Source organism: Methylibium sp. T29 (assembly GCF_000576205.1).
GTDB lineage: Bacteria > Pseudomonadota > Gammaproteobacteria > Burkholderiales > Burkholderiaceae_C > Methylibium > Methylibium petroleiphilum.
In genome coordinates this window covers 1-20,912 of the sequence record NZ_AZND01000046.1, presented here as the reverse complement: position 1 = coordinate 20,912, position 20,912 = coordinate 1, and the positions used below count along the sequence as shown (strand labels likewise).

General features: G+C 68.4%; 20 protein-coding genes, 1 tRNA gene and 1 pseudogene. 16 read left to right on the top strand and 6 right to left on the bottom strand.

Annotated elements, in window-relative coordinates:
* A partial coding sequence (gene lipA, locus x551_RS08385) for a lipoyl synthase (RefSeq protein ID WP_036248134.1) occupies positions 1–887 on the top strand: 887 nt, incomplete at its 5' end.
* 23 nt (positions 888–910) lie between these two features.
* A complete protein-coding gene (gene thiL / locus x551_RS08380; RefSeq protein ID WP_036232751.1) occupies positions 911–1,870 on the top strand; it encodes a thiamine-phosphate kinase in 960 nt (319 codons plus the stop codon).
* A gap of 12 nt (positions 1,871–1,882) precedes the next feature.
* Here the strand turns inward: thiL and x551_RS08375 are convergent, their stop codons facing one another.
* Entirely contained in the window at positions 1,883–2,293 is a 411-nt protein-coding gene (locus x551_RS08375; RefSeq protein WP_036232753.1) for a cytochrome c, read from the bottom strand.
* 113 nt (positions 2,294–2,406) lie between these two features.
* Positions 2,407–4,092, bottom strand: a complete 1,686-nt coding sequence (locus tag x551_RS08370) for a PQQ-binding-like beta-propeller repeat protein (RefSeq protein ID WP_011829194.1) — start codon at positions 4,090–4,092, stop codon at positions 2,407–2,409.
* Positions 4,093–4,621: 529 nt separating this feature from the next.
* Between x551_RS08370 and x551_RS08365 the strand changes: the two genes are divergently transcribed.
* From x551_RS08365 to x551_RS08335, 7 genes are all read left to right on the top strand, one after another.
* Positions 4,622–6,577, top strand: coding sequence for a pyrroloquinoline quinone-dependent dehydrogenase (locus x551_RS08365; protein ID WP_036232757.1), 1,956 nt, complete (start codon positions 4,622–4,624; stop codon positions 6,575–6,577).
* An 87-nt stretch (positions 6,578–6,664) separates the two neighbouring features.
* Positions 6,665–7,048: a cytochrome c gene (locus x551_RS08360; protein WP_011829192.1), complete on the top strand. Its 384-nt coding sequence runs from the start codon at positions 6,665–6,667 to the stop codon at positions 7,046–7,048.
* Positions 7,049–7,663: 615 nt separating this feature from the next.
* Positions 7,664–8,815 carry a porin gene (locus tag x551_RS08355; RefSeq protein WP_011829191.1) on the top strand — a complete coding sequence of 384 codons (1,152 nt, stop codon included), beginning with the start codon at positions 7,664–7,666 and terminating at the stop codon, positions 8,813–8,815.
* 137 nt (positions 8,816–8,952) lie between these two features.
* On the top strand, positions 8,953–10,704 hold the full coding sequence (locus x551_RS08350) for a methanol/ethanol family PQQ-dependent dehydrogenase (protein ID WP_036248131.1): 1,752 nt from the start codon (positions 8,953–8,955) through the stop codon (positions 10,702–10,704).
* A gap of 49 nt (positions 10,705–10,753) precedes the next feature.
* Entirely contained in the window at positions 10,754–11,293 is a 540-nt protein-coding gene (locus x551_RS08345) for a hypothetical protein (protein WP_152543463.1), read from the top strand.
* A gap of 17 nt (positions 11,294–11,310) precedes the next feature.
* Positions 11,311–11,541: a hypothetical protein gene (locus tag x551_RS08340; RefSeq protein ID WP_036248126.1), complete on the top strand. Its 231-nt coding sequence runs from the start codon at positions 11,311–11,313 to the stop codon at positions 11,539–11,541.
* A gap of 17 nt (positions 11,542–11,558) precedes the next feature.
* Positions 11,559–12,047, top strand: coding sequence for a cytochrome c (locus tag x551_RS08335; RefSeq protein ID WP_216701311.1), 489 nt, complete (start codon positions 11,559–11,561; stop codon positions 12,045–12,047).
* 51 nt (positions 12,048–12,098) lie between these two features.
* Here x551_RS08335 and x551_RS08330 read toward each other — a convergent pair whose 3' ends face one another.
* A complete protein-coding gene (locus x551_RS08330) occupies positions 12,099–12,602 on the bottom strand; it encodes a heme-binding protein (protein ID WP_051511907.1) in 504 nt (167 codons plus the stop codon).
* Positions 12,603–12,988: 386 nt separating this feature from the next.
* Here x551_RS08330 and x551_RS25805 point away from each other — a divergent pair, with 386 nt between their 5' ends.
* The 7 genes from x551_RS25805 (at position 12,989) to x551_RS08300 (ending at position 18,329) form a co-directional block, all read left to right on the top strand.
* Positions 12,989–13,129 (top strand): hypothetical protein, encoded by a 141-nt coding sequence (locus x551_RS25805; RefSeq protein WP_155935822.1) that lies wholly within the window; start codon positions 12,989–12,991, stop codon positions 13,127–13,129.
* A gap of 226 nt (positions 13,130–13,355) precedes the next feature.
* On the top strand, positions 13,356–13,682 hold the full coding sequence (locus tag x551_RS08325; protein WP_036232762.1) for a helix-turn-helix domain-containing protein: 327 nt from the start codon (positions 13,356–13,358) through the stop codon (positions 13,680–13,682).
* A 35-nt stretch (positions 13,683–13,717) separates the two neighbouring features.
* Positions 13,718–14,212 carry an arsenate reductase ArsC gene (locus x551_RS08320; RefSeq protein WP_036232764.1) on the top strand — a complete coding sequence of 165 codons (495 nt, stop codon included), beginning with the start codon at positions 13,718–13,720 and terminating at the stop codon, positions 14,210–14,212.
* A gap of 3 nt (positions 14,213–14,215) precedes the next feature.
* Complete coding sequence (gene arsB, locus x551_RS08315; RefSeq protein WP_036232767.1) at positions 14,216–15,292, top strand: ACR3 family arsenite efflux transporter; 1,077 nt, start codon at positions 14,216–14,218, stop codon at positions 15,290–15,292.
* Entirely contained in the window at positions 15,289–16,023 is a 735-nt protein-coding gene (gene arsH, locus x551_RS08310) for an arsenical resistance protein ArsH (protein ID WP_036232768.1), read from the top strand. The genes arsB and arsH overlap by 4 nt, the downstream gene beginning before the upstream one ends.
* A 142-nt stretch (positions 16,024–16,165) precedes the next feature.
* Complete coding sequence (locus x551_RS08305) at positions 16,166–17,182, top strand: catalase family peroxidase (protein WP_036232771.1); 1,017 nt, start codon at positions 16,166–16,168, stop codon at positions 17,180–17,182.
* A 148-nt stretch (positions 17,183–17,330) separates the two neighbouring features.
* The gene (locus x551_RS08300; protein ID WP_036232773.1) at positions 17,331–18,329 is read left to right on the top strand and encodes a hypothetical protein; all 999 of its coding nucleotides are present in this window, start codon (positions 17,331–17,333) and stop codon (positions 18,327–18,329) included.
* Positions 18,330–18,333: 4 nt separating this feature from the next.
* On the opposite strand, the gene x551_RS25800 is transcribed toward x551_RS08300, so the two are convergent.
* The 3 genes and pseudogenes from x551_RS25800 to x551_RS08290 all read right to left on the bottom strand — a co-directional run bounded on the left by x551_RS25800 (position 18,334) and on the right by x551_RS08290 (position 20,859).
* The gene (locus tag x551_RS25800) at positions 18,334–18,498 is read right to left on the bottom strand and encodes a hypothetical protein (RefSeq protein ID WP_155935823.1); all 165 of its coding nucleotides are present in this window, start codon (positions 18,496–18,498) and stop codon (positions 18,334–18,336) included.
* Positions 18,499–18,633: 135 nt separating this feature from the next.
* Positions 18,634–18,710, bottom strand: a tRNA-Val gene (locus tag x551_RS08295).
* A gap of 59 nt (positions 18,711–18,769) precedes the next feature.
* Positions 18,770–20,859: pseudogene (locus x551_RS08290) on the bottom strand (bifunctional (p)ppGpp synthetase/guanosine-3',5'-bis(diphosphate) 3'-pyrophosphohydrolase).
* Positions 20,860–20,912 lie beyond the last annotated feature (53 nt).

Here is a 20,912-nt window from a genome sequence, read left to right as displayed (position 1 = left end):
CGGCCGAGACGCTGAAGAAGCCCGACTGGATCCGCGTCAAGGCCGGCAGCCCCAGCACCCGCTTCTACGAGATCAAGCAGATCCTGCGCGAGCACAAGCTCCACACCGTCTGCGAAGAGGCCAGCTGCCCCAACATCGGCGAGTGCTTCGGCAAGGGCACCGCCACCTTCATGATCATGGGCGACAAGTGCACCCGGCGCTGCCCGTTCTGCGACGTCGGCCACGGCCGCCCCGACCCGCTCGACCCCGACGAACCGCAGAACCTGGCCAAGACCATCGCCGCGCTCAAGCTCAGCTACGTGGTCATCACCAGCGTCGACCGCGACGACCTGCGCGACGGCGGCGCGGCCCACTTCGTCGAGTGCATCCGCCAGGTGCGGGCCCTCTCCCCGGCCACCCGCATCGAGATCCTCACGCCCGACTTCCGCGGCCGCGCCGACCGCGCGCTGGAGATCCTGAAGGCGGCCCCGCCGGACGTGATGAACCACAACCTCGAGACCGCCCCGCGCCTGTACAAGGAAGCGCGGCCCGGCTCGGACTACCAGTTCAGCCTGGACCTGCTCAAGCGCTTCAAGGCCTTCGCCCCGGGCGTGCCGACCAAGAGCGGGATCATGGTCGGGCTGGGCGAGACGGACGAGGAGATCCTGCAGGTCATGCGCGACATGCGTGCGCACGACATCGACATGATCACCATCGGGCAGTACCTGGCGCCCAGCGGGCACCACCTGCCGGTGCGGCGCTACGTGACGCCCGAGACCTTCAAGCGCTTCGAGGCCGAGGCCTACGCGATGGGCTTCAGCCACGCCGCCGTAGGCGCCATGGTGCGCTCGAGCTACCACGCCGACCAGCAGGCCCACGCCGCGGGTGTGGGTGTCGTCGCAGGCTGAACGCACCGCCGCGGAGAAACACCATGCCGCTCGGTGAGTTCGAGCTGATCGACCGCTATTTCAAGCGTCCTGCGCGGCGTGCCGCGCTCGGCGTCGGCGACGACTGCGCGCTGCTGCGCGTGAAGCCCGGCATGTCGCTGGCGATCTCCAGCGACATGCTGGTCGAGGGCCGTCACTTCCTGTCGACGGTGAGACCCGAGCGGCTGGGCCACAAGGCGCTCGCGGTGAACCTGTCCGACCTGGCCGCCTGCGGTGCGCGTCCGCTGGCCTTCACGCTCGCGCTCTCGCTGCCCAACGCCGACCCTGATTTCCTGGCCGATTTCGCGACCGGTCTGTTCCGCCTGGCCGACGAGCATGACTGCGAGCTGATCGGCGGCGACACGACCGCCGGTCCGCTGAACATCTGCATCACGGTGTTCGGCGAGGTGCCGGTCGGTGCAGCCTTGCTGCGCTCGGGCGCCCTGCCCGGCGACGACCTCTACGTCAGCGGCCAGCCCGGCCATGCACGCATCGCGCTGGAGGTGTTCCGCGGCACGCTGCAGGCCGACGGCGAGGTGTTCGAGACGGCGCGCATGGCCATGGAGATGCCGACGCCGCGCGTCGAGCTCGGCCTGGCGCTGCGCGGCATCGCGACCAGCGCGGTCGACGTGTCCGACGGCCTGATCGGCGATCTGGGCCACATCCTCGAGAGTTCGGCCGTCGGTGCCACGCTGGACGTCGACGCGTTGCCGGAGTCGGCGCTGCTGACGCAGCTGCCGCCGTCACTGCGCCGCCAGTTCGCGCTGGCCGGCGGTGACGATTACGAACTGCTGTTCACGGCCCGGCGCGGAGACCGGCAGGCGGTGGTCGATGCCGCCTGGGCGGCCCAGACGCCGGTCACGCGCATCGGCGTCATCCAGGCCTCGGAGGGCTTGCGCCTGGTCGACGGACGGGGCTGCCCGGAGCGCGACATCTACGCCCGCTTCGACCACTTCAAGACCTGAACCCAGCACCCCTCACTGCGACGGCGGCTGCTTCGACAGGAACTGGATGTAGGCCACCAGCTCCCAGATCTGCTCTGGCGTGAAGGCATTGCCCCACGGCGGCATGATGTCCGAACCGCGGCGACCTTCGCTGATGGTCTTGTAGGCATCGGCCGCCACGAATTTCGTGTTGCCCTTGAACGGCGGCGTCTTGCCGCCCTCGCCCTCGGCACCGTGGCAGTAGGCGGAGCAGGTGGAGTTGAAGCGCTTCTTGCCGGCCTCGATGCGCGCGACGTCGTTCAGATCGAAACTCGGTGCGGCAGCACCGCCGGCAGGCGCCGACTCGTCGGCGGGCTTGGGCGGCGGCGTGCCGATCGCCGGACCGACGGCACACGCCAGCACGGCGGCGAGGGTCACGAGGCGGGGGCTCAGCAGGCTCTTCATCGGAAAGACTTCCTTCGTTCTCGTTTCACAAGGTCAAGGGGGAGGACGGCCACTAACCGTCCTCCCCGTCACGGCGCAGCGAGCGCCGTGTTCAGAACATCACGCGTCGAGCATCAGTCGACGGCGAACACCAGCAGCGCAGCGCCACCCGGCAGGTTGCGGATCTGCGGGAAGGCTCCGGTCAGGAAGCCCGGCGCGTGCGAGCCCAGGCCGGTCGGGATCGCAATGTACTGCTTGCCCTTGACCGAGTAGCTGATCGGGCCGCCGCGAGCGCCCGAGCCGGCCGCGAACTTCCACAGCTCCTTGCCATTGTCGGCGTCGAAGGCGAACAGGTTGCCGTACATGTCGCCGGTGAACACCAGGCCGCCGCCGGTGGCCAGTGCCGAGCTGAGCGGCGGCATGTCGAAGCGCACCTTCCAGGCCTGCTTGCCGGTCAGCGGATCGAAGGCGGCGAGCCAGCCGTCGGCCTTCTTGCCCGGGGGATCGGTGAGCTTGATGTCCGACAGGCCGAGCGACAGACCGCCGATGCCGGGCACCGGGCCCTGCTTGGCGCTGGTCACGAAGTTGCAGACCTCCATGCCGTGCGAGTACCAGAGCTTGGTGTTCGGGTTGTAGGCGCCGTGGTTCCAGCTGCGCGCACCCAGCAGGTTGGGACAGTGCAGCTTCTGCTTGTCGGTCTCCGGATACACCGGGTCGATCGGCAGGCCAGTCTTGGGATCCACGCCCTTGGCCCAGTTCATGTTCTCGGTGTACTGCCACGCATTGCGCATGGCGCCGGTGTCCTTGTCCATGACGTAGACGAAGCCGTTCTTGTTCAGGTGAACGAGCACGTTCTTGCCCTTGCCGTCCGGCACCAGCAGCGCCTCGTAGGCCGCGTCGAAGTCCCAGGTGTCCATCGGGACCTCCTGGCGGTGCCACTTGACCTTGCCGGTCTTGGGGTCGAGCGCCAGCAGCGTGGCGGTGTAGAGGTTGTCGCCCTTGCGGTCGTCGTGGTTGAAGTCCGGCGCAGCGTTGCTGGTGCCGATGTAGATGGTGTCGGTCGTCGGGTCGTAGGTGCCCGGCAGCCAGGCCGAGCCGCCGCCGACCTTGCGGCTGTCGCCGGGCCAGCTCTTCGGGTCGTCCTTCGGCACCTCGAAGGTCCAGGTGCGCGCGCCGGTGTCGGCGTTGACCGCGAAGATCTTGCCGATGATCGGCTGGTCGCCGCCGGTGGTGCCACCGAACAGCGTGTCGCCGGCCAGTTGCGGCGGCGAGGAGAACAGCGCGCCGTAGTCCTTCTTCATGTCGCTGAGCTGGGTCGACCACAGCTCCTTGCCGGTCTTCTGGTCGAGCGCGACGAAGCGGCCGTCCAGCGTGCCGATGAACACCTTGCCGCGGCCCACGGTGACGCCGCGGCTGGCCGAGCCATAGAACACTTCCTTGACGATCGGGTCGAGCTTGGCGGTGTAGCGCCAGATGATCTTGCCGGTGGCCGCGTCGAGCGCGAACACGTTGTTGTCCGGCGCGATGGTGTACATGACGCCGTCGATCACGATCGGCGTGGCCTGCAGGCCGTGGGTGATGGTGCCGGGTTGGTGGATCCAGGCCACCTTGAGCTTGCTGACGTTGGACTTGTTGATCTGGTCCAGCGGGCTGAAGCGCCACGCGTTGAAGCTGCGGTGGTACTGGGGCCAGTTGTTGGGGTCGTCGAAGCCGGGGCCACTGCCCGCAGCGCCCGCGGGTGCCGCGGCGAACAGGCCGACGGTCAGGGCCGCGGCGAGTGCCGCCAGCTGTTTCTTGTTGCCGCTGGGAAAGTGATTCATCTCATCGTCTCCATGGTGGTTTTTAGGTGCTTCTCGTGCGCCGACACACGGTATCGCAGGAGCCCCGGGCACCACAAAGGCAGTTTCCATGCCACGCGCCGCAGAGGCATCGCAAGCGCTCCGGGCCGCGTCACGCTGCAGATGTCGCGGCGCGACGATCGGCGCGACACGTGTCGCAGCCACGGCGCCGCCGACTGCGCGCTTGGGCATCCGGGCGAGCGCGTGAGCTGCGATGGCGCGAACCCGCCATCGCAGCTCCCCACCGATTTATTGCATTTCCCTATCCGGTGGCTCGCGCCATGAATACGGGAATTCGTCCCGACATTTATCGCGCGGGAAATTATCCCGGGTCGTGTCGGGTCGGGAATTAATCCCTGCCGAAATGGCATGTGTCCTGCAGCCCAAGGCCGCGCAGGCAGTTTGTCGCTATCCCGCAAATTGCCTGCCGGACCGGTCGGCCGCGTGCCTGCCGAATATATGGAGACAAGGGACGGGCGCCACGCGTCGTCCCACAACGAGGAGCAAGACAATGTCGATCAGAACCACGGCGCTGCTGACGGCGACGGCCGCTGCGTGCATCGCTGCAAGTGCCGCCGAGACCGGCAACTGGCGCGAGTACAACGGCGACAAGGCGGGATCCCGCTTCGAGCCGGGCGTGAACGTCACGCTGCAGAGCGTGAAGTCGATGAAGGTGGCCTGGCGCGTGCCACTGCCCGGCAACCAGTTGCCGATCGACAACCCGGAGCTGCGCACCTGGGTCAACCAGTCCACGCCGCTGGCGGTCAACGGCGTGCTGTACTCCAGTTCGCCGCTGGGCATCGTGACCGCGCTCGACGGCGCCACCGGCAAGACGCTGTGGACCTGGGACGGCGGCGGTTGGGCCGACGGCACACCGCCGAACCTGGGCTTCATCAGCCGCGGCGTGACCTACTGGGAAAAGGGCGAGGACCGGCGGCTCTTCGTCGGCACGCCCGACGCCTACCTCGTCGCACTGAACGCGAAGACCGGCAAGCCGATCGAGAGCTGGGGTGACAAGGGTCGCATCGATCTGACCAAAGGCCTGCGCCGCCCGGTCGACCGCTCGCTGGTGAGCCCGACCACGCCGCCGATCATCTGCGGCGGACAGGTGATCCCCAGCCTCGCCGTCCTCGACTCCTTCGCGATCGGCCGCGACCCGCTGAAGAACCACCCGCCCGGCGACGTGCGTGGCTTCGACCTGATGACCGGCAAGCAGAGCTGGGTGTTCCATGCGCCGCCGCAGAAGGGCGAGCCCGGCAACGAGACGTGGGAAGGCGACTCGGCGCAGTCGACCGGCGGCATGAACATGTGGACGCGCGCGAGCTGCGACGACGAGCAGGGGCTGGTCTACCTGCCGCTGTCGACGCCGGCGAACGACTTCTACGGCGGCCAGCGCAAGGGCGACGGCCTGTTCGGCGAGTCGCTGGTGGCGCTGAACGCCAAGACCGGCAAGATCGCGTGGTACTACCAGATCGTGCACCACGGCATCTGGGACTACGACCTGCCGGCCGCGCCGAACCTGATGGACCTCACCGTCGACGGCCGCAAGATCAAGGCCGCGGTGCAGGTGACCAAGCAGGGCTTCGTGTTCGCGTTCGACCGAGTCAACGGCAAGCCGATCTGGCCGATCGAGGAGAAGGCGGTGCCGCAGTCCACCGTGCCCGGCGAGAAGTCGTCGCCGACGCAGCCCTTCCCCAGCAAGCCGGCGCCCTTCGTGCAGCAGGGCGTGACCGAGGACGACCTGATCGACCTGACGCCCAAGCTGAAGGAGGAGGCGAAGAAGATCCTGGCGCGCTACAACTACGGCCCGCTCTACTTCCCGCCGACGCTCGACAAGGCCGGCACGCTGGAAGTGCCGGGCGTGCTCGGCGGTGCCAGCTGGGTGGGCGCCGCGCACAACCCGAAGTCCAACGTGCTCTACGTGCCCTCGTTCACGATCCCGTTCGGCATCAAGCTGAAGAAGGGGACGACCGGCGTGTACGACTACACCGGCACCTGGGCCGGTGTCGGTGGTCCGGACGGGCTGCCGCTGTTCAAGCCGCCGTTCAGCACCGTCACCGCGATCGACATGAACACCGGCAAGCACCTGTGGCGCATCCCGGCCGGCCGCGGCCCGGTCGATCACCCGGCCCTGAAGGACCTGAAGCTCGACCGCGTGGGTGTGCCGCGCCAGAGCCACATCGCTCTGACCGAGAACGTGCTGTTCCTGGCACCGGAGGGCACCAACAGCGTCATCGGCCTGTCGGCACGCGGCAACGCGCTGATCACGCAGGCCACGAAGGAGGAGCCCGAGCCCTTCCTCTACGCGCATGACGCGAAGACCGGCGCGCTGGTCGGCGAGGTCCGTCTGCCCGGCGGCGTGTTCGGCAACCTGATGACCTACTCCGCCGGCGGCAAGCAGTTCGTCGTCGCGCCGATCGGGGGAGCCGGCCTCCCGGCCGAACTGGTGGCCGTGCAGGTGAACTGACCCGGCCCGGCACGAGGGGTGGGTGGCGGGTTCCAGCCCACCCCTCGTCTCGATTCCGCTCCACGACCACGACATCGAAGCTTCTGCATGAGACCCCTCCTCCTGACCTTCACCTTCGCCGCCGGGACCGCGCTGCTGGTCGCCGGGGCCCTGGCCGGCGGTTCTCCGCCGCCCGATCCGGCCGCTGGCACGAGCCCCGCCGATGCGCCGCCGATCGACCTGAGCGATCCCGCGCGCATCAGTGCCGGCAAGAGCCGCTTCGACTCGACCTGCGCGGCGTTCTGCCACGGCCACGCGCCTCCGCTGTTCGTCGGCCGCCAGGACCTGCTGCCCGAATACGCCTTCCGGATGATTTCCGACGGTGGTGGAAGTGCCACGCCGATGCCGCCCTGGGGCGATGTATTCACCAAGGAAGAAATCTGGGAACTGGTGGCTTATCTGAAATACCTGGGCACGCAGAAGCCGGAGTGATATTCACCGGCCGCGGGCCCCGAATATTCCAGCTTGCGCCTATATCGACCTCCGGGTCGATATAGGCGCTGGCGTCGTCCGCCCCTCGTCACCGGACCTGCCCGCGACGGGCAGGACGCTTCGCACGCACGTGCCCGGACACGCGACATCTGTTGCCGCCGCCGCGCCGACCGCCCGTTCCGCATGCTCGCCGCGCGGCGGCGACCGCGCTCGACGCATCGCAGCAAGACGCCGTGCGCAGCGACAGGTGTGCTGCATCAACTGTCGCTGCAGTGACACATACAAACCCTGGAAAGACGCCTGCCGATGCGTGTCCCGACGGCACGTCGGGCGCACATGCGGCACACCGCTTTCACTCGGACGCAGGACTTCGACGCTTGTCGCACGAGCGACAACTGTGATGCGGCAGATGCGCCATCGAAACACCGCGCACACCCCGCTTTCCCCGTTGCGTAAGAGAGCACGCCCTCGTGAAGCGGGATGTCGCGACGCATGGCATGGATGCTGCAGAAGAGGCCGCACGGCGACACGGCAGGAAGTCGACCGTTCACGACAGGCGAGCCCCGCCATCCACAACGCGGGGACTGCCCTTACCTAACAAAACCAGGAGACACAATGGACAAGAAAGCCACCGGCATCTCGGCAAAGCAACGGCGTCTCGCCGCCACTGCAACAGTCCTCGCGCTGGCCTCCGGCGCAGCCGCAGCCGCCGACGCCTCGTCGGTCCAGATCTTCGGCATCATCGACGCTGGCGTCCTGACCCAATCGAAGTCCGCCGCGGGCGGCCGCCTCACGCGGCTCGAGACCAGCGGCCTGCGCCAGAGCGTGTGGGGCCTCAAGGGCACCGAGGATCTGGGCGGCGGTCTGAAGGCCTTCTTCAACCTCGAGTCGCACTTCGACACCGACACCGGCGGCCTGCACGGCACCGGCGACAACGGCACGCCCGCCGTCGGCACGGTGCTCTTCCGTCGTCAGGCCAACGTCGGCCTGTCCGGCGACTGGGGCACGCTGATCCTGGGCCGCCAGTACGGCCCCGCGCTGCTGGCGCACATCGGCACCGAGCCGCGCGCGTTCAAGGAGCAGTTCTCCAACCTCTACGCCTGGGCCTACAACCAGCTCGAGCCGATCGCCGGTGCGGGCAGCGTCAACAGCAACAACGACGTCGGCATCTTCTTCAAGAACTCGATCCACTACCGCAACACCTTCGGTCCGGTGACGGCCGGCGTGCTGTATTCGCTGGGCGAGCAGGCCGGCAGCACGTCGAACAACTCCATCCTCGCCGTGGGCCTGAGCTACAGCGGCCCGGTGACGCTGTCGTTCTCGCACGAGTTCATGAAGGACCAGATCACCGGCGAGAAGGTGGTCAAGCACACCGGCGTCGGCGCCGCCGTGCCGTTCGGCGACTTCACGTTCAAGGCGAACTTCCTGCGCGGCGAGAACAACAACGCCGACGGCACCACCAGCTCCAAGGTCAACGGCCTGGGCGTCGGCGTGGACTGGAAGTGGCACCCGATGAACAACGCCACCGTCGCCTACTACGACAACAAGGACAAGGAGAACAAGTCCAACCACACGAAGAACCTCGTGCTGAGCAACGACTACTTCATCTCCAAGCGCACCACGATCTACGCGCAGGCCGCGTTCGTGGACGCCGACGCCGGCGCCACCGGTGCCGCCGCCCTGAAGACCAGCATCGTGGCCGACGGCAGCTTCAAGCCGGACGCGAAGACGACGTTCATCAACGTCGGCATCAACCACAACTTCTGATCTTCCAAAGAACACTTTCGTCAGTGTCTTGAGGCCCGCGTTCACGCACCGCTCCGGCGTTGTGGGAACCCGGGCCGTTTTTTGGCGAACAACACGACGTACCGACCCCTACGCGTACGCGACCAGGAGACTCAACGATGATCCGCTTCAACCTCTCCCGCACGGCAGGGCTGCGCCCTCTCGCCGCCTGCCTCGGCTTGCTCGCCCTCACCTCGATCGGCCAGGCGCAGGACGCCGAGCCGCCGCTGGGCGTCAACGTTCTCGAGGCCACCTTCAAGTGGCGCCCGAACTATGTCAGCAACGACATGCTGCTCAACGCCGACAAGGACGCCAACAACTGGCTGCACTACGGCAAGGACTACCAGAACACGCGCTTCAGCGCCCTCACGCAGATCACCACCGACAACGTGAAGAAGCTGGTGCCCAAGTGGAACCTGTCGTTCGGCGTCAACGAGGCGCAGGACAGCCAGACCACCGTGGTCAACGGCCGCATCTACGTGACGGCGAGCCAGAACAAGGTGTTCTCGCTCGACGGCGTGACCGGCAAGATGCTGTGGAAGTACGAGCGCTCACTGCCCGGCGACCTGGGCCCGAAGCTGTGCTGTGACGCGGTGAACCGCGGCGTGGCCGTCTACAAGGACATGGTCTTCATGGCCACCCTGGACACGCACGTCGTCGCGCTGAACAACACCACCGGCCAGGTGGTGTGGGAACGCAAGATGGGCGACTACCAGACCGGCGAGATCTACACCTCGATGCCGCTGGTCGCCAAGGGCATGGTGATCGTCGGCAACTCCGGCGGCGACGTCGGCGCCAACGTCGGCCGCATCACCGCACTCGATCCGGCCACCGGCAACACGATCTGGGAGTTCAAGACGCGCCCCACCAGCGCCGATCACCCGCAGGCCAAGACCTGGGCCAACGACTCGTGGAAGACCGGCGGCGGCTCGGCCTGGCTCACCGGCACCTACGACGCGAAGACCAACACCGTGCTGTGGGGCGTGGGCAATCCAGCGCCGGACTTCGACCCGAGCGTGCGCAAGGGCGACAACCTGTACACCAATTCGACGGTCGCGCTCGACGCCGACACCGGCAAGATCAAGTACCACTTCCAGTACACGCCGAACGACGCCTGGGACTACGACGGCAACAACGAGATGATCCTCGTCGACGACGACAAGGGTCGCAAGGTCTGGCTGCACGGCGACCGCAACGGCCACCTGTACTCGATCGACCGCACCAACGGCAAGTGCAACTGGGTCGTGCCGATCGCGCGGGTGAACTGGGTCACCGGTTTCGGCGACAACTGCCGCCCGATCGTGAACCCCGACAAGGTGCCCGGCTACGACCGCATCGCGACCGACATCGCTCCCATCCTCGACGGCGGCAAGGAATGGCACCCGGCCGCCTACAGCCTGCGGACCAAGCTGATCTACGTGCCCTTCATCGACAGCTCGATGGACGTGCAGGCGAAGAAGTCCGAGTGGAAGAAGGGCGAGTGGTTCCTGTCGTCGAAGGTGCTGAAGGCCAATCCCTACACGGGCGGCGTGAAGGCCTTCAACGCCACCACCGGCGAACAGGTCTGGACGCGTCCGCAGAGCACGCCGGCCACGAGCGGCCTGCTTGCCACCGCGGGCAAGCTGGTGTTCTCGGGTGATGCAGAAGGCTACTTCAGCGCGCTGAAGGACGACACCGGCGAGGAGCTGTGGCGCTTCAATGTCGGCTCCGGCATCCACGGCAACCCGACCACCTTCACGGCCGATGGCAAGCAGTACGTCGCGATCGTCTACGGTCCCGGCGGCGGCAGCCTCTGGCCGCTGGTCTACGACGAGCTGTTCAAGCGCAACAACCGCGGTGGCGGGATGATGGTGTTCGGCCTGTCCGACTGAGCCCACGGCGGGGCGCGGCGGCTGCCGCGTCCCGCCGGCCGCATCGATCATGACAACCTCTATCCGACCTCTTGCGCTCGCCGCGCTGATGGCCGTGGCCGGCATCGCCGGCGCCGCCGATGCGCCCGCGACCGCCGCGCTCAAGATCTGCGTCGACCAGGACGACCCGCCGTTCGCCGCCGAGGCCACGCCCGAGCGAGGCATCGACGTCGAGGTGGCCCAGGCGCTGGCGAAGCAGCTGAACCGCCCGCTGCGGCTGGTGTGGGTGCAGGTGCCGAACCGCGGCGGCATCGGCAAGGCGCTGCGCCAGACGCTCGCCGCCGGCCAGTGCGACGCCTACCTCGGCATTCCCCAGGGCCCCGACATGGCCGGCGAGCTGGCCGAGCGCAAGCTCACCCAGTCGGGCCCCTACCTGCTGCTCGGCTACGTCGCGGTGGCAGCGCCGGGCCGTCCGGTGCCGACCACCGCCAGCCTGCGCCGTGCGCGCAAGATCGGCGCGGTCTCGGCCACGCCGGCCGACCTCTACCTGCACCGCATGAACCTGCCGCGCGCGCCCTTCCCCGGCAGCGCGGCCCTGCTGGCCGGCTGAAGTCCGGCGAGATCGACGTGGCGCTGATCTGGTCGCCCTGGCTGGCCGACGACGCCGCGAAGGGCTACGTGCGCGGCACCGAATCCTTGGGCGACGCCGACCTGGTGACCGGACTGACCGTCGCGACGCGACGCGTCGACGAAGCGCTGACGCGCGACATCGCGGCCGCCGTGGAAGCCCTCCGCGGAGAGGGTCGCTTCGACGCGATCGCACAGGGCCACGACCTGCCGAAGATCACGCCGCCCTGACCCCGACCCGCCTCCCCATGACCGTGTTTCCGACCTTCCTGCCCACCATGCGTCTTCCTTCGTTGCGGCGCCCGCTCGCCGCCCTGCTCTTCACCGTGCTGCCCTGCGCTGCGCTCGCCTTCGGCCCCGGCGGCCCGGGCGCTTCGGCCCCGGCCGCCGGGACACCCGCGGCCACGACGGCCCCCGCCGAACTCGGTGCCGCCGACCTCGAACGCCAGGGCAGCGAGCTGTTCGGCCGCAACTGCCAGCTCTGCCACAACTCTCGCGGCAAGGGCGGCAAGGGGCCGCAGCTCATCAAGGGGGCCTGGGGCCCGGGCGGCGCGAACAGCGACGACTACATGTTTGGCATCATCAAGAACGGCCGGCCCAACACGCAGATGGGCGGCTTCGGCGGTGCGCTGAGCGACGGCGAGATCCGCGTGATCATCGCCTTCCTGCGGGCCGAGTCGGTGCGCGTGAAGGCCGCCGACCGCAAGGCGGCCGACGCGGACTACGTGCCCTGGTAAACAGGACGGGGCGGCATCGCACCGCCCCGCCACCGCTCGATCAGGCGCACCTCACTTCAGCAGGTCCCTGATCGCGTCGAGCCCGGCCTTCGCGCACTGCTCGTCCTCCTCGGGCGAGCCGCCGCTGGCGCCGATGCCGCCGATGTGCGCACCGCCGGCCATGATCGGCAGGCCGCCACCGTAGGTCACCACACCGGGCGTCCAGGCGAAGCCGGGCACCACGCCCGGCTTGCCGTCCTTGCCGTGGCTCAGTTCGGCTGCGGTGCTGGTCGGGAACGGGAAGTTGGCCGAGGTCTTTGCCTTGCGCACCGCGATGTCGGAGCTGCCGAGGAAGCTGCGGTCCATGCGCTCGAACAGGACGGTGTTGGCGCCGGCATCGGCAATCGCGATCGCCATGCGCCAGTTCTTCTGCACGGCCAGCGCCCGGCAGGCTGCAGCAGCCTTCTGCGCCGCGTCGAGCGACAGCACAGGCGCCTTCTCGAGCGCCTGGCCCGAGGCACCGCACAACAGGAGGCCGCTCGTCAGAACGGCCAGGGTGGTGATTCGAATCTTCATGGGGGAACCTATGTTGGGGTTTGTCTCCTGCGGCGGACCGTCGCACGCTCGCGCGTCGCGACACCGCCCCACTCTCACATTGCAATGCCCGTGCCGTGCCGCTACGGCGCGTGCCCGCCGCGCGGTGATGCCACCGGAACCCGCGAAAACAAAGGCCCGGCGGGCCGCGACGGCCTTGCGGGGCGACCCGGCCATGGCTCGGCGCGTGTCGCACCGGGCGAGCCGATGCAACACCTGTGGCGCGGCCAGGCGCAACACCGACCCGCTTCACGAAGGCTTAAGAATCGGAACGTAGCCTGCGCCACAGGCGAGTCGCAGCCCTGCGTTTCGCCGGCGACCGGGAGCGTGCTCCCGCACGTCCTCCGCTCCCCAGACAGGCTATGCCGATGAAGACCACGACAACCGACGCCACTGCGCCGCTGCCCCTGTCTCTGCCGCTGCATCGTCCCGTGCGCCTGCGCCGGGTTGTCGAGTGGCTGATGTCTGCAGCCGTCGCCTGCTTCGGCGTCTACCTGATGCTCGAGTAGCCGCCCCAGCGCGCCGCCGCCGGTGCCCACGGCACCGGGTCCGGACCGCCGGCATCCTGGCTCCATCGCAGCCGGCGGCCTCCTTGCCGCCTTCGCTTCCCCAGCGACGCCCTGGCGTGCCGTTGCGCCGTCACGAAGCTGTCATCCAACAATTCCATAATCATCGAATTGTTGGATGCCTCCTCTGGATGCTCCTCGAGCACGCCCGCGCCCGAAAGGCCGATGAATGAACGAAAACTCCGCCGTCGCGTCACTCGCCGCGCTGGCCCAGCCGATGCGCCTGCGCGTCTTCCGGGCCCTCGTGGGTGCGGGGCCCCAGGGCATGACGCCGGGGGCCCTGTCGGCCACGCTCGACGTGCCGGCCTCCACGCTGTCCTTTCACCTGAAGGGACTGCTGGTGTCGGGCCTGGTCTCGCAGCAGCGGGACGGCCGCCATCTGATCTACCGGCCCGAACTGGCCCACATGAACACCCTGCTCTCCTACCTGACCGCCCACTGCTGCCAGGGCCAACCCTGCGAGCTCGTACCGGCCGCCGGCTGCACGACCTGCTGAGCGCTCAAACCCGCTCTTCCGAACCGGACCCCACCATGACCGACAAGTCCCACAACGTGCTCTTCGTCTGCACGCACAACTCCGCGCGCTCGATCCTGGCCGAAGGGCTGCTCAACCACGCCGGAGACCGACGCTTCAAGGCCTACTCCGCCGGCAGTCAGCCAGCCGGCGCCGTGAACCCGTTCGCCCTGCTCACGCTGGGCAGGATGGGCATCCCCGCGGACGGCTATCGCAGCAAGGACTGGTCGGAGTTCAGCCGGCCCGGTGCGCCGGAGATGGACTTCGTGTTCACCGTCTGCGACAACGCCGCCGGCGAGGTCTGTCCCGTCTGGCCCGGCCAGCCGATGACGGGCCATTGGGGCGTGCCGGATCCTTCGGCGGTGCAGGGAAGCGATGAAGAGAAGGCGCGCGCCTTCTGGGACACCGCGGTCATCCTCAAGCGGCGCATCGACCTGATGCTGACGCTGCCGATGGCGTCGCTGGACCGGCTGGCGATCCAGCGCGAGATCCGGGCCATCGGCACGCGCTGATCCATGTCCACCGTCACCCTGCCGGCTCCGGCGCCGGCGGCCGCCGCACCGATGAGTCTCTTCGAGCGCTATCTCAGCGTCTGGGTCTTCCTCTGCATCGTGGTCGGCATCGCACTCGGGCAGTGGCTGCCGGGGCCGTTCCAGGCCATCGGGCGCATGGAAGTCGCGCAGGTCAACCTGCCGGTGGGCCTGCTGATCTGGGTGATGATCATCCCGATGCTGCTGAAGGTGGACTTCGGCGCACTGGCCGAGGTCAAGCAGCATTGGCGCGGCATCGGCGTCACGCTGTTCGTCAACTGGGCCGTCAAGCCGTTCTCGATGGCGCTGCTCGGGTGGATCTTCATCCGCCATGTGTTCGCGCCCTACCTGCCCGCCGATCAGCTGGACAGCTACGTGGCAGGCCTGATCCTGCTGGCCGCCGCGCCCTGCACGGCGATGGTGTTCGTGTGGAGCCGACTGACCGGCGGGCATGCGCTCTTCACGCTGTCGCAGGTGGCACTGAACGACGCCATCATGGTGTTCGCCTTCGCGCCGCTGGTGGCGCTGCTGCTGGGCATGTCGGCCATCAGCGTGCCGTGGGACACGCTGGTCACGTCGGTCGTGCTCTACATCGTGATCCCGGTCGTGCTGGCGCAGCTGTGGCGCCGCTCGCTGCTGCGGCGCGGTTCGGGCGCGCTGGAGTGCCTGCTGACCCGCATCGGCCCGTGGTCGATCACCGCATTGCTCGCGACCCTGGTGCTGTTGTTCGCCTTCCAGGGCCGGGCGATTCTCCAGCAGCCGCTGGTGATCGCAATGCTGGCGGTGCCGATCCTGCTGCAGGTCTTCTTCAACGCCGGCCTCGCCTATGGGCTGAACCGGCGTCTCGGCGAAACTCATGCCGTTGCCTGCCCGTCGGCGCTGATCGGCGCCAGCAACTTCTTCGAGCTCGCCGTGGCGGCGGCGATCAGCCTGTTCGGTTTCGAATCCGGCGCGGCGCTGGCCACCGTGGTGGGCGTGCTGATCGAGGTGCCGGTGATGCTGCTGGTGGTGCGCTGGGTGAACGCCAGCAAGGGCTGGTACGAGGCAGGACTGAAACCATGACGACGAACCCCGCACTCCCCGACCTGAGCCTGCCCTACATCGACGCAACGCTCTTCGACACGCCCACCGGCGCGCGCCTGAACGGCGCCGGCACGTCGAGCCACGCGCCGCGTTTCCTGCTCCTCTACGGCTCGCTGCGCGAGCGCTCGTACAGCCGGCTGCTCGTGCTGGAAGCCGCGCGCCTGCTGATCGCCATGGGCGCTGACGTGCGGGTGTTCGATCCCGCCGGCCTGCCGCTGCCCGACGGTGCACCGGAGAGCCACCCCAAGGTCCAGGAGCTGCGCGAGGCTGCCGCGTGGGCCGAAGGCATGGTGTGGGTCTCCCCCGAACGCCATGGCGCCATGACAGCGATCATGAAGGCGCAGATCGACTGGATCCCATTGAGCGTGGGCGCGGTGCGCCCCACGCAGGGCAAGACCCTCGCAGTGATGCAGGTGTCCGGCGGCTCGCAGTCCTTCAATGCGGTGAACCAGCTGCGCGTGCTCGGGCGCTGGATGCGCATGATCACGATCCCCAACCAGTCCTCGGTCGCGAAGGCCTACCTCGAGTTCGACGACGCGGGCCGGATGAGGCCGTCGGCCTACTACGAGCGCGTGGTCGACGTGATGGAGGAGCTGATGAAGTTCACGCTGCTGACGCGCGACGTGGCGCCCTACCTCGTGGACCGCTACAGCGAGCGCAAGGAGAGCGCGGACGCGTTGTCCTTGCGCGTCGGCCAGCGCGCGATCTGAGGTGCGATCCGCGACTTGGCGGGCGCACTGTAAGTTTGGTCCTCCGGAAACGACAACGCATTCAAGCGTTGCCAAAGGCCCGATGCGGGTTGCCGGCACGCGACTTCCCCACCCTACTTCTCTCGCCTCAGGAGTTACATCCATGACGAAGCTGGTTCCCTCCGCGGTGGCCACTGCCTCCGCCTTGTTGGCCGCGACTGCCTTCGCGCAATCGCCCGCAGCCGCGCCGGTCGACCCGAACACCTTCCTGAACCAGTTCGAGTCCACCTTCGGCAAGTTCGAAGGCTTTCGCCGTTCGGGTGCGAAAGGCATCTGCGCGACGGGCGAGTTCGTCGGTTCGGCGGAGGCACGTGCGCTGTCCACGGCCTCGGCCTTCAGCGGCAACCCGGTGCCGGTGGTGGCGCGCTTCTCGGTAGGCGGCGCCAACCCGAAGGCGCCGGACAACGCCAAGTCCCAGCGCAACCTGGCCCTGCAGTTCAACCTGCCCAACGGTGAGCAGTGGCAGATGGGCAACATCTCGGCACCGGTGTTCGGTGCGTCGTCGCCGCAGCAGTTCTTCGGCCGCCTGGCTTCGCTGCAACCCGACCCGGTCACCAAGACGCCGGACGCTGCCAAGGTCAAGGCCTTCGCCGACGCCAACCCCGAAGTGCTGCTGCAGGGCAAGTACTTTGCGTCTCAGCCGGTGCCGGCCAGTTTCGGCACGGTCAACTACTGGGGCGTGCACGCCTTCGGCTTCGTCAACGCCAGCGGAACCCGGCAGTTCGGAAAATGGATCTTCGAACCTGTCGGCGGGCTCCAGGGCCTGACGGACGAGGAAGCCAAGGCCAAGGGGCCGGCCTTCCTGTTCGACGACCTGCGCCAACGCGTGAAGGACGGCAAGGTCGCGTTCAACTTCAACCTGGAACTGGCCCAGGCCGACGACAAGATCGACAGCGCCACCGTGCCGCTGCCGGAAGGCCGCAAGAAGGTGAATCTGGGCCTGCTGAAGATCACCTCCGTGGCGGAAGACAGCGGTGGCGAGTGCCTGACGATCACCTACAACCCGATGGTGCTGCCGAAGGGCGTGGAGCCGTCCGGCGACCCGATGCTCGCGGCCCGTGCGGCCCCATACGCCGTCGGGCTGGGTCGGCGTCTGACGGAGGGTGCCAAGCAGCAATAGCGGACGGATGTCCGGTCCGACTGCCAAGGAGAAGACACCTGGCATCGGCGCGCGATGCGATGGGGTCGCCAGGCCGTGACAAGACGCAGAAGAGCAGCTAAGTTCCGTGGCGCGGCCGGCCCGGCCGCACCACGAGAAGGAACCGGCAATGGCAGGTAGCAGCGCTGTCGGACGCAAGGTCCTGCTGTACTTCGCCTGGAGCAGGCCACAAGAAACCGGCGCTCCGCTGGCGGTCATCGACAACCGCTTCCCCGCCCTGTTCGAGAGCCGCCGGATGCTCTATCCGAGGTACGAGGCGCTGTCCGATCCGCAACGTTTCGACCAGGGCATCGGTGGCTTCCTCGACTTCATCCAGCGGCAGAACTTCGTGGCCTTCGTCGAGCTGGCGAGGGCGCGGTGCGGCAGCACGGTGGCGGAGGCCGAGCGCGGTGGGGACGACGGCGCGCAACGGCCGCTCGACGACGATCTGCTCGGCTCAGCCGACACGGTGATCGTGATCAGCTTCGACTCCTTGCGCACCGCACAGACGGCCAGCGCGCAAGAGGTCACCGCCGTGCAGCGCTTCCTGGCCGACCCCGACCACCTGCTGTTCGTCTGCCCGCACCACGACATCGGGGTCGTGCCCGATCTGCCGAACGACGAGCGCATGGCGCTGCAGCTGGCGGAATTCACGCACCACGGCGACAGGACGATTCCACCGCAGCAGCGCTTCGGAGGCTTTGCGCGTTCTCTGCTGGCGGGACTGGGGGTTCCGGTGGAGAACCGGTTCGGGCTGCGCCCTGCGGTCGAAGCGGACGGACGGCCTGCGCCCATCGAAGCGGCGCGAGAGCTCGATCGCCTGCACCTGCTCGAAGGCATCGGATCGCTCAACCTGCATGCCCATCTCCCGCACCTCGAGCGCCGCGCGGACGCCGTTCACAAGCTCGAGGTGCTCGCGCGCCAGCGCATCGATCCGGCGGCCCCGCCGCATCCGTTCGTCCAGGAGCGGGGCCTCCTTTTCGACGCTTTGCTTCAGTCGCACCGAGATGTGTTCGCCGGCACCTTGCTGATCGGTGACGCCACGCTGTGGAGTTCCACCGCCGGCGGCCTCGACAACCTGCAGCGGCTGTGGACCAATGTGCTCGAGCGGGAGAGGCGTCGGCCGTGAGCCGTCAAGCGCCGAGTGCCGAATTCGCCGAAGCGCGCATGCCGGCCCTGAGGATCTCGAATACACCGTCTCGCACTTCGATCAACATCGCGCCGAAGGCGCTTTGCCACAGGTATCGCTGCACGCCCTCGCTGGCCAGGGCGAGATCCTGTTGACCGGCGGGCTGCACGCGGCATGAAGCCAAGCTTCTTGAAGCCCAAGTCTCGAGCGCGTCCGCCGGCAAGTTGACTTGCCGTACTTTTCCGTACCGGCATAAGAAAAGCACCTGGCGTCTCCGCCAGGTGCTTGTTCTCTCTACCGAATTTGGTAGGCGCGATTGGACTCGAACCAACGACCCCCACCATGTCAAGGTGGTGCTCTAACCAGCTGAGCTACGCGCCTGAGGAGCCGGGAGTCTAGCATGGCCCGAAAGGACTGACGCCCGGCAACCGGGCCGCACGCTAGCGACGGCGCGCGCTGCGCACGCCGCTCACCTGGCACACCGAGCCCAGCACGGCCTGCAGCCGCGCGGAATCGGAGATCTCCACCGTGAAGGTCATCCACGCCGTGCCCTTGAGCGACTGCGTGTGCACGCCCACCACGTTCATCTTCTCCTTCGCGAACAGCTCGGAGATGTCGCGCAGCAGGCCCTGCCGGTCCGCTGCCTCCACGGCCACGTCGACCGGGTACACCGCCGGTGCATCACCGCGCGGCCGACCCCAGGCCACGCTGATCACCCGCTCTGGTGAGCGGCCGGCCATCTGCCGGAAATTGGAGCAGCCCGTGCGGTGGATCGCCACGCCCTTGCCACGCGTCACGTAGCCGCCGATCGCGTCGGGGGGTGCCGGACGGCAGCAACGCGCCAGCGTGGTGAGCAGCGATTCCACGCCGACCACCAGCACGCCACCCTTGGGCGTGGCGTCGCTGCTCGGCCCGCGGCGCAAGCGCTGGGCCAGTGCCTCGTCGGGGTCGGGCAGCGGCTCGGGCGGGCGCAGCAGCGTCTCGATGTTGCGCAGCGAGTACTCGTCCTTGCCCACCACCTCGAACAGCGCCTCGGCGTTGCGGAAGCCCAGCTGCGAGGCCAGCTCGTCGAGCTTGATCGCCGTGCGGCCCTCCCGCTGCAGCAGCTTCTCCACCGCCTCGCGGCCCCTTGCGATGGTGTGCTGCTGGGTCAGCGCGTTGAACCAGGCACGCACCTTGGTCTTGGCGCGCGAGCTGCGCAGGTAGCCGAGCTCGCCGTTGAGCCAGTCGAGCGACGGCCCGCCCTCCTTCACCGCCACGATCTCCACCGTCTGGCCACTCTGCAGCGGCGTGTTCAGCGTGACCATCGCGCCGTCGACACGCGCGCCGCGGCAGCGGTGGCCCAGGTCGGTGTGCAGCGTGTAGGCGAAATCGATCGCCGTCGCGCCGGACGGCAGCTCGATGATGGCGGCCTGCGGTGTGAACACATAGATGCGGTCGTCGAACAGGCCCTGCCCGGCTCCGACCGCACCGTCGCCACCCGGCTCGACCAGCTCGCGCTCCCAGGCCAGCAACTGGCGCAGCACGGCCTTGCGGGCCTGAGCCACCTGCTCCTCGAAGTCGCCGCCGGCGCTGACGCCGGCGTAGCCGCGGGCACCGGCTTCCTTGTAGGCCCAGTGGGCGGCGATGCCGCTCTCGGCGTGCTCGTGCATCGCGGTCGTGCGGATCTGGATCTCGATCGGGCGGTCCTGCTCGTCCAGCACCACCGTGTGCAGCGACTGGTAGCCGTTGGCCTTGGGGCGGGCGATGTAGTCGTCGAACTCCTCGGGCAGGGAGCGCCAGAGCTCGTGCACCCGGCCGAGCGTGGCGTAGCAGGCCGGCACGTCGTCGACGATCACGCGCAGCGCCCGCACGTCGAGCACGCGCTCGAAGTCCAGGTGCTTGCCGCGCATCTTCTTCCAGATGCTGTACAGGTGCTTCGGCCGCCCCTGCACCTCGGCGCGCACGCCGACCTCGGCCAGCACCGTCACGAGACGGGCACGCGCGGCCTCCACCACCTGCTCACGCTCGACGCGCTTCTCGTCGAGCAGCCTGGCGATGCGCCGGTACTCGTCGGGCTGCTGGAAGCGGAACGCCAGGTCCTCGATCTCCCACTTGATCTGCCAGATGCCGAGCCGGCTGGCCAGCGGCGCGAACACCTGCATCGACTCGCGCGCCAGTGCCTGCGGGCACGCCTGCCTGCTGGCCGCGTAGTAGCGCAGCGTCTGCAGCCGCGAGGCCAGGCGCAGCAGCACCACGCGCAGGTCGCGCGAGAACGCCAGCAGCATCTGCGCACGCGCTCCACCTGCGCGGCCTGCTGCGCGGCGTCGAGCGCCGCGTCGCCGAGCGCCTCGCGCGCGCTGCGCTGCACCTGCACGAGCTTGCGGGTGTGCGCGACCAGGCTCGCATAGCTGTCGCCATAGGCCTTGGCGATCACCTCCTCGGGCTTGGCGAGGTAGTCGCCGGCGTAGACCAGGTAGGCCGCGGCCCGCATCGTGGGCGCCGCGCCGATGGCCTGCAGGATGGCCGCCACGCCGTCGGCGTGCGCCAGCGCGTCCTCGCCGGTGTCGAAGCGCTCGCCGGCCAGCAGCGGCTCGGCGAAGG

Excerpts from the sequence above, each read along its gene's own strand:
- thiL (WP_036232751.1), top strand. The coding sequence starts at position 911 with ATGCCGCTCGGTGAGTTCGAGCTGATCGACCGCTATTTCAAGCGTCCT.
- x551_RS08375 (WP_036232753.1), bottom strand. The coding sequence starts at position 2,293 with ATGAAGAGCCTGCTGAGCCCCCGCCTCGTGACCCTCGCCGCCGTGCTG.
- x551_RS08370 (WP_011829194.1), bottom strand. The coding sequence starts at position 4,092 with ATGAATCACTTTCCCAGCGGCAACAAGAAACAGCTGGCGGCACTCGCC.
- x551_RS08365 (WP_036232757.1), top strand. The coding sequence starts at position 4,622 with ATGTCGATCAGAACCACGGCGCTGCTGACGGCGACGGCCGCTGCGTGC.
- x551_RS08360 (WP_011829192.1), top strand. The coding sequence starts at position 6,665 with ATGAGACCCCTCCTCCTGACCTTCACCTTCGCCGCCGGGACCGCGCTG.
- x551_RS08355 (WP_011829191.1), top strand. The coding sequence starts at position 7,664 with ATGGACAAGAAAGCCACCGGCATCTCGGCAAAGCAACGGCGTCTCGCC.
- x551_RS08350 (WP_036248131.1), top strand. The coding sequence starts at position 8,953 with ATGATCCGCTTCAACCTCTCCCGCACGGCAGGGCTGCGCCCTCTCGCC.
- x551_RS08345 (WP_152543463.1), top strand. The coding sequence starts at position 10,754 with ATGACAACCTCTATCCGACCTCTTGCGCTCGCCGCGCTGATGGCCGTG.
- x551_RS08335 (WP_216701311.1), top strand. The coding sequence starts at position 11,559 with ATGACCGTGTTTCCGACCTTCCTGCCCACCATGCGTCTTCCTTCGTTG.
- x551_RS08330 (WP_051511907.1), bottom strand. The coding sequence starts at position 12,602 with ATGAAGATTCGAATCACCACCCTGGCCGTTCTGACGAGCGGCCTCCTG.
- x551_RS25805 (WP_155935822.1), top strand. The coding sequence starts at position 12,989 with ATGAAGACCACGACAACCGACGCCACTGCGCCGCTGCCCCTGTCTCTG.
- x551_RS08325 (WP_036232762.1), top strand. The coding sequence starts at position 13,356 with ATGAACGAAAACTCCGCCGTCGCGTCACTCGCCGCGCTGGCCCAGCCG.
- x551_RS08320 (WP_036232764.1), top strand. The coding sequence starts at position 13,718 with ATGACCGACAAGTCCCACAACGTGCTCTTCGTCTGCACGCACAACTCC.
- arsB (WP_036232767.1), top strand. The coding sequence starts at position 14,216 with ATGTCCACCGTCACCCTGCCGGCTCCGGCGCCGGCGGCCGCCGCACCG.
- arsH (WP_036232768.1), top strand. The coding sequence starts at position 15,289 with ATGACGACGAACCCCGCACTCCCCGACCTGAGCCTGCCCTACATCGAC.
- x551_RS08305 (WP_036232771.1), top strand. The coding sequence starts at position 16,166 with ATGACGAAGCTGGTTCCCTCCGCGGTGGCCACTGCCTCCGCCTTGTTG.
- x551_RS08300 (WP_036232773.1), top strand. The coding sequence starts at position 17,331 with ATGGCAGGTAGCAGCGCTGTCGGACGCAAGGTCCTGCTGTACTTCGCC.